The sequence below is a fragment of the Xanthomonas sp. 3058 genome (genome assembly GCF_014199765.1).
GTDB classification, from domain to species: domain Bacteria; phylum Pseudomonadota; class Gammaproteobacteria; order Xanthomonadales; family Xanthomonadaceae; genus Xanthomonas; species Xanthomonas campestris_B.
In genome coordinates, this window is sequence record NZ_JACHOF010000009.1 from 84,754 (window position 1) to 97,346 (window position 12,593).

The following is a 12,593-nucleotide window of genomic DNA, read 5'->3' on the forward strand; positions in this document are numbered from 1 at the left end:
GATCCTGGCTGCGCGGTCATTGGCGCACGTCGCGGAAGATCGACAGCGGTGTCGGCACGCTGGGCGAGCTACGCAGCGGGTTAATGTCCAGCCCGCCACGGCGGGTATAGCGCGCTTCCACTGTCAGCCATTCCGGCGCGCAGCGGCTCAGCACGTCATTGAAAATCCGTTCGACGCATTGTTCGTGAAACTCGGCGTGGTCGCGGAAACTCACCAGATACCGCAGCAACCCTTCCCTGTCGATCGGCGCGCCGCGGTAACGCAGCGTGACGCTGGCCCAATCCGGCTGGCCGGTGACCGGGCAATTGGATTTGAGCAAGGCCGAGGTCAATATCTCTTCCACCGAAGCCAGTTCGTGCGCCGCCAGATACGCGGCATTCGGCGGGCCGTAGTCGTCGATGCTGACATCGAGCATATCGATCGATTCGCCCTCGCCCACCGCATCGATCGGCGGTAGACCGAATTCCACCGCCACATCGGCACCGGCGCGCGTGGACAGGTCGGTGGCGATGCGCGTGCGCACCGCTTCGGCGCTGTTGAAACGCGTGGCGTTGAGCGAGTTCAGATACAGCTTGAGCGATTTGGATTCGATCAAGGCGGGCGAATCGCAGGGCACGTGCAAGGTTGCGGTGGCCACGCACGGCTTGCCCTGCGCGTCGAGCCAGCTGAGTTCGTAGGCATGCCAGCGATCGCGGCCGATAAAGGGCACTGCACCGGTCAGGCCGATCGCCTCACGGCCGGCCGCACGCGGAATCGGAAACAACAGGGACGGGTCGTAGCCGCTGGGATAGGCGACCTCACGACCGAGTGTGGAATCTTCTGGGGTATTCATCCCGTCATTTTAAGTCGAGCGGGCTGGCCGTGAGGTATACGGCAGACGCTGGAGCACCGAGCTGGCGACCCAAGCAGCGGGCCTTCAAGCTGCCCGCCGCCCCACTCGATCGCCAACGCTCAGCGAGAACCGTGCAACTGCACACGATTCCCTATTCCCCACTCCCCATTCAGCCCGCCTCACCCTGATGCAGATAATCCAGCGACACCTGCAACAGCGCGCGCAACCCCACATCCAGCGACGATTCGTCGAGCAGGAACTGCGGCGAATGGTTGCTGGGCGCAGTCGCCGGGTCGATGCCCTTGGCGGTGGAACCCACAAAGAAGAACATCGACGGCACCTGCTGGGCGTAGAACGAGAAATCCTCCGCACCCATCTGCAACGGCGGCTCGTAGACATTGTCGGCGCCGACCACGGCCTGCAGGCTGGGCAGCATCTTGGCGGTCAGTGCGGGGTCGTTGACGGTGGCCGGGTTGCCAGGCTGGTCCGGCACCTGCGCATCCACCTTGGCACCATGCGCGGCAGCGGTGTGCTCGGCCACGGTCTTGAGGTCGGCGAAGATCTGCTGACGCATGCCTTCGTCGAAGGTGCGGATGGTGCCGACCATGTCCACGTCGTCGGGGATGATGTTGTAGCGGATGCCGCCCTTGATCGCGCCGAAGCTCAGCACCGCCGGTTGCTTGGACAGGTTGGCGCGGCGGCTGACCACCGTTTGCGCGGTGGAAATCATGTCGGCGCTGGCCACGATCGGGTCGATGCCGTTCCACGGTGCCGAGCCGTGGGTCTGGCGGCCGATCATCTTGATCGCAAAGCGGTCCGAGGCCGCCATCAGCGGGCCGCTGCGTACCGCGATCTTGCCGGCCTGCACGCTGGAGAACACATGCAGGCCGAACACCGCCTGCGGTTTGAAGTCGGCGAACAGGCCTTCCTTGAGCATCAGCGACGCGCCGCCCTCCTCGTTGCCCGGTGCGCCTTCTTCGGAGGGCTGGAAGATCAGCATCACTTCGCCGGGCAGCTGCTCGCGCATGCCCACCAGCGCTTCGGCCACGCCGAGCAGGATCGCGGTGTGGGCGTCGTGGCCGCAGGCGTGCATCACCCCGACCTGCTCGCCGCGGTACTCGGCGGTGGCCTTGGAGGCGAACGGCAACCCGGTCTGCTCCTTCACCGGCAAGGCATCCATGTCGGCGCGCAAGGCGATCTTCGGCCCCGGCTTGCCGCCCTTGATGATGGCCACCACGCCGTGATGGGCGATGCCGGTGCGCGGCTTGAGACCGAGCTTGCGCAGCTGCGTGGCGACGGTGGCAGCGGTGCGCTCCTCGCGGTTGGACAGCTCCGGATGCTGGTGGAAGTCGCGGCGCCACTGCACCAGCTTGCTCTGCAACGGCGCGGCGGCGGCCTGGACTTCGGGCCGGGGCGCGGCCTGGGCGGCGGCCAGGGTGGGCAGGGCAAGCAGCAGCGCGCTGGTCAGCAGCCGGGAGTGGCGCATCGAAACATCCTCTGAAAATGGAACTTCACTTTAGTCCACCCATGCGCTGGATGGGCTGCAGTGGGGCCCGATTCAGGCCGGCGGTCAACCGCAGCGGCCCTGACGCGTTGCCGCTGCACCGCATCTGTGAACGTGTTGGTCGTTTCGCCGGGCAAGCCGTTACTTCAGTAACACTCAATTGCCTTGCTGCAACGATATGCTTCGCATCGCCGCCCCCACGGTCGCATCCACGCGACCGGCCCGCCCTCAGGAGTTGTCGCATGTCGCGTTTTTGGAAGATCACACTGCTGGTCGTAGCGGTGCTCGTCGTGGTGCTGGTCGCAGTGCGGATGCTGGGCGGGGGCAATCACGGCAAGCGGTCCGGCGCGCCGGACGACACTGGCAGCGAGGACAGCGGCCCGGTGCCGGTCACGGTGGTGGCCGCCACCACCCAGGATGTGCCGGTCTACGCCAGCGCGCTGGGCACGGTCACCGCACTCAATACGGTCACGGTCAGCCCGCAGGTAGGCGGCCAGCTGATGAGCCTGAACTTCAAGGAAGGCCAGGAAGTGAAGAAGGGCGAGCTGCTGGCGCAGATCGACCCGCGCACGCTGCAGGCCAGCTACGACCAGTCGCTGGCGGCCAAGCGGCAGAATCAGGCGCTGCTGGCGACCTCGCGCGTGAACTACCAACGCTCCAACGACCCGGCCTACAAGCAGTACGTCTCGCGCACCGACCTGGATACCCAGCGTAACCAAGTTGCGCAGTACGAGGCAGCGGTGTCGGCCAACGATGCGCAGATGCGCTCGGCACAGGTGCAGTTGCAGTTCACCCGCGTCACCGCGCCGATCGACGGCATCGCCGGCATCCGCGGCGTGGACGTCGGCAATATCGTCAGCAGCAGCTCGACCATCGTCACCCTGACCCAGATCCGCCCGATCTACGTGTCCTTCAACCTGCCCGAGCGCGAGTTGCAGGCAGTGCGCAGCGGTCAGGCAGCCGCACCGCTGGACGTGGCGGCGCTGGATCGCGGCGATGCGCACATCATCAGCGGCGACGGCAAGCTGGACGTGATCGACAACCGTATCTCCGCCGACAGCGGCACCTTCAGCGCCCGCGCGATCTTCGCCAACACCGACAACGCGCTGTGGCCGGGCCAGTTCGTCAACGTGCGCCTGCAGTTGCGCACGATCTCCGGCGGCACCGTGGTGCCGACCCAGTCGGTGCAGCGTGGCCCGGATGGCGATTACGTCTACGTGGTCGGCACTGACAACACCGCGCAGATGCGCACCGTGGTGCAGGGCGTGGAAGTGGACGACAGCCACGTGCAGATCACCAAAGGCCTCAAGCAGGGCGAGCGCGTGGTCACCGAAGGCCAGTTCCGCTTGAAGCCGGGCAGCAAGGTCAGCGCGCTCAAGCCGGGCGAGACCCCGCCAGAACCCACCGAGGCCGAACTCAAGGCCGTGCAGGACAAGCAGGAACGCGGCGGCACCGGTGGCCGCCGTGGCGGCGGCCCGCGCTAACGCCTGACCGCTGGCGACGGGACTTCCGTCGCCAGTGCGCGTCGGCGCCCTGCGCGCCGGTTTCGATTGACGTCTCCAGCAAGGACACCCCCCGTGGGCTTTTCGACCATCTTCATCCGCCGTCCGATCGCCACCTCGTTGTTGATGGCGGGCGTCCTGCTGCTGGGCATCCTGGGTTACCGGCAGTTGCCGGTCTCGGCGCTGCCGGAAATCGACGCGCCCAGCCTGGTCGTCACCACCCAGTACCCCGGCGCCAACGCGACCACCATGGCCTCGTTGGTGACCACGCCGCTGGAGCGCCAGTTCGGGCAGATCTCCGGGCTGCAGATGATGACCTCCGACTCGTCGGCGGGCTTGTCCACCATCATTTTGCAGTTCTCGATGGAGCGCGACATCGATATCGCCTCGCAGGACGTGCAGGCGGCGATCCGCCAGGCCACCCTGCCCTCGTCGCTGCCGTATCAACCGGTCTACAACCGGGTCAATCCGGCCGATGCAGCGATCCTCACGCTCAAGCTCACCTCCGATTCGCTGCCGCTACGCGAGGTCAACCGCTACGCCGATGCGATCCTGGCCCAACGCCTGTCGCAGGTGCCGGGCGTGGGCCTGGTGTCGATCGCCGGCAATGTGCGGCCTGCGGTGCGCATCCAGGTCAACCCGGCGCAGCTGTCGAACATGGGCCTGACCATGGAGTCGCTGCGCAGCGCACTCACCCAGACCAATGTCTCCGCGCCCAAGGGCTCGCTCAACGGCAAGACCCAGTCCTACAGTATCGGCACCAACGACCAGCTCACCGATGCGGCGCAGTACCGCGAAACCATCATCAGCTACAAGAACGGCGCGCCGGTGCGGCTGGCCGATGTGGCCAAGGTGGTGGACGGGGTGGAAAACGACCAGCTCGCCGCGTGGGCCAATGGCAAGCCGGCGGTGCTGCTGGAAATCCGCCGCCAGCCCGGCGCCAACATCGTGCAGACGGTGGAGCAGATCCGCAGCATCCTGCCGCAGCTGCAATCGGTGCTGCCGGCCGACGTGCACCTGGAAGTGTTCTCCGACCGTACCGAAACCATCCGCGCCTCGGTGCACGAGGTGAAGTTCACCCTGGTGCTGACCATCGCGCTGGTGGTGGCAGTGATCTTCGTGTTCCTGCGCCGGCTGTGGGCCACCATCATTCCGTCGGTGGCGGTGCCGCTGTCGCTGGCCGGCACCTTCGGAGTGATGGCGTTCGCCGGCATGTCGCTGGACAACCTGTCGCTGATGGCGCTGGTGGTGGCGACCGGATTCGTGGTCGACGATGCGATCGTGATGATCGAAAACATCGTGCGCTATATCGAACAGGGCAAGAGCGGGCCGGAAGCGGCCGAAATCGGCGCCAAGCAGATCGGCTTCACCGTGTTGTCGCTGACCGTCTCGCTGGTGGCGGTGTTCCTGCCGCTGCTGCTGATGCCCGGCGTCACCGGGCGGCTATTCCACGAGTTTGCGTGGGTGCTGTCGATCGCGGTGGTGATCTCGATGCTGGTGTCGCTGACGCTGACGCCGATGATGTGCGCCTACCTGCTCAAGCCCGACGCATTGCCGGAAAGCGACGACGCGCACGAGCGTGACGCTGCGGCCGGCAAGACCAATCTGTGGACCCGCACCGTGGGCGCCTACGAGCGCAGCCTGGACTGGGTGCTGGCGCATCAGCCGCTGACCCTGGCGGTGGCGATCGGTGCGGTGGCGCTGACGGTGGTGCTGTATGTGGCGATCCCCAAGGGCCTGCTGCCCGAACAGGACACCGGCCTGATCACCGGCGTGGTGCAGGCCGACCAGAACGTGGCCTTTCCGCAGATGGAGCAGCGCACCCAGGCGGTGGCCGCGGCGCTGCAGAAAGACCCCGCCGTGACCGGCGTGGCCGCCTTCATCGGCGCCGGCACCATGAACCCGACGCTCAACCAGGGCCAGTTGTCGATCGTGCTGAAGACGCGCGGCGACCGCGAGGGCCTGGACGAGGTGCTGCCGCGCCTGCAAAAAGCCGTGGCCGGCATTCCGGGCGTGGCCTTGTTCCTCAAGCCGGTGCAGGACGTCACCCTGGACACGCGCGTGGCCGCCACCGAATACCAATATTCGATCTCGGATGTGGACAGCACCGAGCTGGCCACCTGGGCCGGGCGCATGACCGAGGCGATGCGCAAGCTGCCCGAGCTGGCCGACGTGGACAACAACCTGGCCAACCAGGGACGTGCGCTGGAACTGACCATCGACCGCGACAAGGCCAGCATGCTCGGCGTGCCGATGCAGACCATCGACGACACGCTGTACGACGCCTTCGGCCAACGCCAGATCTCCACCATCTTCACCGAACTCAATCAGTACCGGGTGGTGCTGGAAGTGGCGCCGGAATTCCGCAGCAGCACCGCGCTGATGAATCAGCTGGCGGTGGCCAGCAACGGCAGCGGCGCGCTGACCGGCACCAATGCCACCAGCTTCGGCCAGGTGACCTCGTCCAACTCGTCCACCGCCACCGGCGTGGGCAACCAGAACACCGGCATCGTCGTCGGCGCCGGCAGCATCATTCCGCTGGCCTCGCTGGCCGAAGCCAAGGTCACCAACACGCCGTTGGTGGTGAGCCACCAGCAGCAGCTGCCGGCGGTGACCATCTCGTTCAATCTGGCACCGGGGCACTCGTTGTCGCAGGCGGTAGCGGCAATCGAAAAAGCGCGCGAAGACCTGAAGATCCCGACCCAGGTGCATGCGCAGTTCATCGGCAAGGCCGCCGAATTCACCGGCAGCCAGACCGATATCGTGTGGCTGCTGCTGGCCTCGATCGTGGTGATCTACATCGTGCTGGGCGTACTGTACGAAAGCTACATCCACCCGCTGACGATCATCTCCACGCTGCCGCCGGCCGGTGTCGGCGCGTTGCTGGCGTTGATGATGTGCGGGCTGAGCCTGTCGGTGGACGGCATCGTCGGCATCGTGCTGCTGATCGGCATCGTCAAGAAGAACGCGATCATGATGATCGACTTCGCGATCGACGCACGCCGCGAAGGCGCCAATGCGCACGAAGCGATCCGCCGCGCCTGCCTGCTGCGCTTCCGCCCGATCATGATGACCACCGCCGCCGCGATGCTGGGCGCGTTGCCGCTGGCGTTGGGCACCGGCATCGGCTCGGAACTGCGTCGCCCGCTGGGCATCGCCATCGTCGGCGGCCTGCTGCTATCGCAGCTGGTGACGCTGTACACCACCCCGGTGATCTACCTGTACATGGAACGCGCCGGTGAGCGGCTACGCGCCTGGCGTGCGCGCCGTGCCGCCCGCCGCGACGGTGTGACCCCGGCCTCCACCTCGGAGCGCCCGGCATGACCACTGGTGCAGCGAAGGCTGATCGGATTTCCGGCCTGCGGCGGCGCATGCCCACACGCGCATTCGGGCGTGGCTTTGGCCCTGCTTGCCGAATCCCGATTCCCGATTCCCGATTCCCGGCGCCACAGCCATGAACATCTCCGCGCCCTTCATCAAGCGCCCGATCGGCACCTCGCTGCTGGCGATCGGTTTGTTCGTGATCGGATTGATGTGCTATCTGCGGCTGGGTGTGGCGGCGTTGCCGAACATCCAGATCCCGGTGATCTTCGTGCACGCCACGCAGTCCGGCGCCGATGCCAGCACCATGGCCTCCACCGTCACCGCGCCGCTGGAACGCCACCTGGGCCAGCTGCCGGGCATCGACCGCATGCGCTCGTCCAGTTCGGAGAGCAGCAGCCTGGTGGTGCTGGTATTCCAGAGCAATCGCAACATCGATTCGGCCGCGCAGGACATCCAGACCGCGATCAACGCATCGCAATCGGACCTGCCCTCCGGGCTCGGCACGCCGATCTATTCCAAGGCCAATCCGAACGACGACCCGGTCATCGCCATCGCATTGACCTCGGACACCCAGTCGGCCGATGAGCTCTACAACGTGGCCGACTCACTGCTGGCGCAGCGCTTGCGCCAGATCACCGGCATCAGCTCGGTGGATATCGCCGGTGCCTCCACGCCGGCAGTGCGCGTGGACGTGGACCTGCGCGCGCTCAACGCACTGGGCCTGACCCCGGACGATCTACGCAACGCGGTGCGCGCCGCCAACGTCACCTCGCCGACCGGCTTTTTGTCCGACGGCAACACCACCATGGCCATCATCGCCAACGATTCGGTGGCCAAGGCCGCCGATTTCGCGCAGCTGGCGATCTCCACCCAATCCAACGGGCGCATCGTGCGGCTGGGCGATGTGGCCACCGTCTACGACGGCCAGCAGGATGCCTATCAAGCCGCCTGGTTCGACGGCAAGCCGGCGGTGGTGATGTATGCCTTCACCCGCGCTGGCGCCAACATCGTCGAGACCGTGGACCAGGTGAAAGCGCAGATCCCCGAATTGCGCGCCTACCTGCAACCCGGCACCAAGCTCACCCCCTACTTCGACCGCACGCCCACCATCCGCGCCTCGCTGCACGAGGTGCAGGCCACGCTGATGATCAGCCTGGTGATGGTGATCCTGACCATGGCGCTGTTCCTGCGTCGGCTCGCGCCCACGCTCATTGCCGCGGTCACCGTGCCGTTGTCGCTGGCCGGCTCGGCGCTGGTGATGTACATGCTGGGCTTCACCTTGAACAACCTGAGCCTGCTGGCGTTGGTGATCGCCATTGGCTTTGTGGTCGACGATGCGATCGTGGTGATCGAAAACGTCATGCGGCATCTGGACGAAGGCATGCCGCGCCTGGAGGCTGCCCTGACCGGTGCACGCGAGATCGGCTTCACCATCGTCTCGATCACCGCCTCGCTGGTGGCGGTGTTCATTCCGATGCTGTTTGCCAGCGGCATCATCGGCGCGTTCTTCCGCGAGTTCACCGTGACCTTGGTGGCGGCGATCGTGGTGTCGATGCTGGTGTCGCTGACCTTGACCCCGGCGCTGTGCAGCCGCTTCCTGTCGGCGCATACCGAGCCGGAAAAACCCGGCCGTTTCGGTGCCTGGCTGGACCGCATGCACGAGCGCATGCTCGCCGTTTATACCGTGGCGCTGGACTTTTCGTTGCGCCACGCGCTGCTGCTGTCGCTGACGCCGTTGCTGTTGATTGCCGCCACCATCTTTCTCGGCGGTGCGGTCAAGAAGGGATCGTTCCCCGCGCAGGACACCGGCCTGATCTGGGGCCGCGCCAATTCCAGCGCCACGGTGTCGTTCGCCGACATGGTCAGCCGCCAGCGCCGCATCACCGACATGCTGATGGCCGACCCGGCAGTCAAAACCGTGGGCGCGCGCCTGGGCTCGGGCCGCCAAGGGTCCAGCGCCTCGTTCAATATCGAGTTGAAGAAGCGCGACGAAGGCCGCAGCGACACCACCGCACAGGTGGTCGCGCGCCTGAGCGCCAAGGCCGACCGCTACCCGGACCTGGACTTGCGCCTGCGCGCGATCCAGGACCTACCCAGCGACGGCGGTGGCGGCACCAGCCAGGGCGCGCAATACCGGGTGTCGCTGCAGGGCAATGATCTGGCCCAGTTGCAGGAATGGCTACCGAAGCTGCAGGCGGCGCTGAAAAAGAATGCGCGCCTGCGCGATGTCGGTACCGACGTGGATACCTCGGGCCTGCGCCAGAACATCGTGATCGACCGTGCCAAGGCTGCGCGCCTGGGGATTTCGGTCGGTGCGATCGATGGCGCGCTGTATGGCGCGTTCGGCCAGCGCTCCATCTCCACCATCTATTCGGATCTCAACCAGTACAGCGTGGTGGTCAATGCACTGCCCTCGCAGACCGCCACGCCCAAGGCGCTGGACCAGATCTTCGTGCCCAACCGCGCCGGCCAGATGGTGCCGATCACCGCGGTCGCCACCCAGGTGCCTGGCATGGCGCCGCCGCAGATCATCCATGAAAACCAGTACACCACGATGGATCTGAGCTACAACCTGGCACCGGGCGTGAGCACCGGCGAGGCAGATCTGATCATCAAGTCCACCGTGGAAGGGCTGCGCATGCCCGACGGCATCCGCCTCAGCGGCGACGACAGCTTCAACGTGCAACTCAGCCCCAACTCGATGGGCGTGTTGCTGCTGGCCGCAGTGCTCACCGTCTACATCGTGCTGGGCATGTTGTACGAGAGTCTGATCCACCCGGTGACCATCCTGTCCACGCTGCCGGCGGCCGGCGTGGGCGCGCTGCTGGCGTTGTTCCTGACCAATACCGAGTTGTCGGTGATCTCGATGATCGCGCTGGTGCTGCTGATCGGCATCGTCAAGAAGAACGCGATCATGATGATCGACTTCGCGCTGGTGGCGCAGCGCGTGCACGGCATGGATGCGCGCGCGGCTGCACGCGAGGCTTCGATCGTGCGCTTTCGCCCGATCATGATGACCACGATGGTGGCGATCCTGGCGGCAGTGCCGCTGGCGGTGGGCCTGGGCGAAGGCTCGGAACTGCGTCGCCCGCTGGGCATCGCAATGATCGGCGGGCTGATCTTCTCGCAGAGCCTGACCCTGCTCAGCACCCCTGCGCTGTATGTGATTTTCTCGTGCCTGAGCGAGCGCTGGAAGGCGCGCCGCGCCCGTGCGCGCGCGCGCCGTGCAGAACGGGCGGCAACGCGGCGCCCGGCTGCATCGGCGCACTGAGCCGCAGCTGACAAAAGACCGTACTCCGCCAGATGCGTGCGGTCTTTTTTGGGTAACAGATCGCACTGATTTTTTACCAAGCTCACCGTCAGGTGGATGTCGCCAGCTTTTTGCTTCCCATCAGCACACGACCAAGCTGCCAGGTGCGATGCCCTCGGACCGTGTGGCGGCATGGATGCCGCCACCGAGCCTCCACGGACGGATTCACGGCGTGTCCCGCAAGCGGTGAGGGCGTCGCGCCCTCGACGCGCTCGACTTCGGAACAACCAAGCAATGCTGAAGCTCAAGATCCCGGTCGCCTTGAGAGGTAATCGAATGGTGTGGAGATGCCGTCGGGTGCAGAGCGGCTGATTTGCGGGTTGGCTGCAGGGCCCTTGCCCGCCCACCGTCGCGGGACACGCTGCAAGTACGTCCTTGTAAGCTCTTACGCGGCATCCATGCCGCGTAAGGTCCCGCGACGGTGGGCGGGCAAGGACCAGTGGAGATGGTCGGTGTGCGTGGTTACAAGCAGGGGATGGAGCGCGGTAGTTCGATTAGGTGCAGTCTGATCAGCTCAGTTCCATCCGATCGATGTCACTGCCATCCAACACCAACTCATTCGTCAAACCAGGGGCGTGGGCCAACATGCTGCCGCTATCGAGACAGCGCTGAGAACTTTATCGGTCGCTCTTCGTAGTGCGTGCAGTTGGGCGATATCGCATGCAGCACCTGAAACCGTGGGATACCGCTACCTCGCACACACACACCTATGGTGCTGCCTTACACCACTAACGCCTGCAGCGACTCCCGCTCCAGCTGCGCATACAGCGCGAACTCGTCATGCACCTGCACGCCCAACGCCTGCTCGAAACTGCGCTTGCTCGAATGTGCGGCGTAGGCGCGTTGCTCGGCGCCGCCAAGATTGGACTGGAAGATGCCGGCCGCACTGACCGGCAGGAAGTCTTCATAGATGATCGGATCGGCACTGACCAGGCCGAGTGCAATGGCCGTTTCTGCCGGGAATGCGGCCACTTGCGACGGATCGCTGCGACCAGCGTCGGTCAACGCGTAACGGAAGTAGCCCAGCCCTTCCTGACGCAACAGCGCCTCGTCGTCTGGAAAGGCCACGAATGCGGTCTGCAGGCGGGTGGCGTAATCGGCACCTGTACTGCCGGCGCCATCGGCGTCGCGCGCCTGCGCCAGCAGCGCGTCGTACAGCGCGCGGCCCTTGGGCGTCAGCGCAAGCCCGCGTTGCTCGATCTCGCCAAAGCGCGCGGTATGCGTGCCGTGCTCGGGCTGCCCGCCGTCGCCGACAAAGCGCACCGGCTCTTCCAGCGCCTTGAAGCTGGTCTGGCGCAGCAGGATCGGCACGCGCCGACACGGCGGCCCTTCGATCACCGCCTTCGCATCGATGCCGGCACGCTGCATCTGCGCCTGCGCCGCGTCGATATCCAGCGTGCGTGGAGTGAGGTGATTGATATGCGGGCCGTGGAAGCTCACCACATCGGCGATCAGCTTGTGCGCCTCGCTCAGCGCGCGGTAGGTGGGCAGCGACACCGTGGCATCGCCGTGCCAGCGGAAGGTTTCCAGCGCTTCGGCCACGAAACGCTGCGCCTGCCCGGCATCGAGCCCGCCGACACGCTCGCAGTGTTCGATCAACTCCACGACCGCATCGGTGAAGATCTGCCGCTGCTCCAGGATCTGCGCCGCCTGCTCGCGCAACCCGGCATCCTCGATCAGTTCCAGCCGCAGCAGCGAGGTGAACACGCGGAACGGATTGGCCGACAGCGCGGCCTCGTCGATCGGGCGGAACGCGGTGGAATGCACCGGTACACCGGCCACCGACAGATCGTAATAACCCACCGGATGCATGCCCATCACCGCGAACAGCCGACGCAAGGTGGCCAGCTCCTGCGCGGTGCCGACCCGGATCGCGCCGTGCCGCTCCAGATCCAGCCGTGCGCGCTCGTCATTGCGCTGCAGCCGCGCCGCCAATGCCGGATCGGCTTCCAGCGTCTGCGCGTTGACCTGCGCCACCAACCTCATCAGGTCGCCGTACAACGGGACCTCGGCGCGATACATGTCCGACATCGCCTGTGCAAACAGGCTGCGGATGTGATCGGAGGAAACAAACACGGGATCGCGCATGGGACGTCTTTGGCGGAGCCGGCCAACGCCAGC

6 protein-coding genes are annotated in these 12,593 nt (G+C 65.9%); 3 read left to right on the forward strand and 3 right to left on the reverse strand.

What is annotated here, in order from left to right:
• Positions 1-16: 16 nt before the first annotated feature.
• Both queF and GGR61_RS13170 read right to left on the reverse strand, forming a co-directional pair.
• Positions 17-832, reverse strand: a complete 816-nt coding sequence (gene queF / locus GGR61_RS13165) for an NADPH-dependent 7-cyano-7-deazaguanine reductase QueF (RefSeq protein WP_184621874.1) — start codon at positions 830-832, stop codon at positions 17-19.
• 169 nt (positions 833-1,001) lie between these two features.
• Positions 1,002-2,318, reverse strand: a complete 1,317-nt coding sequence (locus GGR61_RS13170) for a M20 family metallopeptidase (RefSeq protein ID WP_184408019.1) — start codon at positions 2,316-2,318, stop codon at positions 1,002-1,004.
• 260 nt (positions 2,319-2,578) lie between these two features.
• On the opposite strand from GGR61_RS13170, the gene GGR61_RS13175 reads away from it, so the two are divergent.
• The 3 genes from GGR61_RS13175 (at position 2,579) to GGR61_RS13185 (ending at position 10,433) form a co-directional block, all read left to right on the forward strand.
• On the forward strand, positions 2,579-3,820 hold the full coding sequence (locus GGR61_RS13175; protein WP_184621876.1) for an efflux RND transporter periplasmic adaptor subunit: 1,242 nt from the start codon (positions 2,579-2,581) through the stop codon (positions 3,818-3,820).
• Between the two features lie 93 nt (positions 3,821-3,913).
• A complete protein-coding gene (locus tag GGR61_RS13180) occupies positions 3,914-7,162 on the forward strand; it encodes an efflux RND transporter permease subunit (protein ID WP_184621878.1) in 3,249 nt (1,082 codons plus the stop codon).
• A gap of 130 nt (positions 7,163-7,292) precedes the next feature.
• Positions 7,293-10,433, forward strand: coding sequence for an efflux RND transporter permease subunit (locus GGR61_RS13185; protein ID WP_184621879.1), 3,141 nt, complete (start codon positions 7,293-7,295; stop codon positions 10,431-10,433).
• A 759-nt stretch (positions 10,434-11,192) separates the two neighbouring features.
• Here GGR61_RS13185 and GGR61_RS13190 read toward each other — a convergent pair.
• Positions 11,193-12,560 (reverse strand): VOC family protein, encoded by a 1,368-nt coding sequence (locus GGR61_RS13190; RefSeq protein WP_184621881.1) that lies wholly within the window; start codon positions 12,558-12,560, stop codon positions 11,193-11,195.
• Positions 12,561-12,593: the final 33 nt, after the last annotated feature.

Bases quoted from the DNA above. Each gene is read 5' to 3' on its own strand.
- queF (WP_184621874.1), bottom strand. From the start codon at position 832: ATGAATACCCCAGAAGATTCCACACTCGGTCGTGAGGTCGCCTATCCC.
- GGR61_RS13170 (WP_184408019.1), bottom strand. From the start codon at position 2,318: ATGCGCCACTCCCGGCTGCTGACCAGCGCGCTGCTGCTTGCCCTGCCC.
- GGR61_RS13175 (WP_184621876.1), top strand. From the start codon at position 2,579: ATGTCGCGTTTTTGGAAGATCACACTGCTGGTCGTAGCGGTGCTCGTC.
- GGR61_RS13185 (WP_184621879.1), top strand. From the start codon at position 7,293: ATGAACATCTCCGCGCCCTTCATCAAGCGCCCGATCGGCACCTCGCTG.
- GGR61_RS13190 (WP_184621881.1), bottom strand. From the start codon at position 12,560: ATGCGCGATCCCGTGTTTGTTTCCTCCGATCACATCCGCAGCCTGTTT.